Raw genomic sequence first — 739 nt, forward strand, 5'->3', positions numbered from 1 at the left:
AATACAATAAGGTTGTAGATGCTTGGGGTAAATGTACAGATCGCGTCGCAGATGAAATGATGAAACGTATTCAAGCCGTCGATTTTGATCCTAAAACAGGTCGTCAACGACCGATGAATTCGATCTATATGATGTCGCACTCTGGTGCTCGTGGTTCTGCTAACCAGATGAGACAATTGGCCGGTATGCGTGGATTAATGGCAAAACCATCGGGTGAAATTATTGAAACACCCATTATTTCAAATTTTAAAGAAGGTCTAACTGTTAATGAATACTTCAATTCCACGCATGGTGCACGTAAAGGACTTGCTGATACTGCGTTAAAGACGGCGAACTCTGGTTATTTAACACGGCGTCTTGTTGATGTTGCACAGGATGCTATTATTTCAGCAGTTGATTGTGGTACCGCAAAAGGGCTTACCATGCAGCCGATTGTTGATGCAGGACAAATTGTTGCCTCCCTTGGGCAAAGAATTCTTGGTCGTACAGCGCTTGTTGATATTCTACATCCTGTCTCTGGAAAGGTTATCCTTGAAGGTGGAGCAATGATTGAGGAAGCTGATGTTGCGAAGATTGAAGCAGCTGGGATTCAATCTGTTCAAATTCGTTCTGCATTAACATGTGAAACACGTCTTGGTGTTTGTGCAAAATGCTATGGTCGTGATTTGGCGCGTGGAACACCTGTTAATCAGGGAGAAGCCGTTGGTGTTATTGCTGCTCAATCCATTGGTGAGCCGGG

Annotated in this window: 1 pseudogene; it reads left to right on the plus strand. The window is 43.8% G+C overall.

Annotation, left to right across the window (positions count from 1 at the left end):
- A pseudogene (locus tag ACFIO3_RS14635) lies at positions 1-739 on the plus strand (DNA-directed RNA polymerase subunit beta'); the annotation flags it as partial.

The organism is Bartonella sp. AD328YNZD (genome assembly GCF_042196425.1).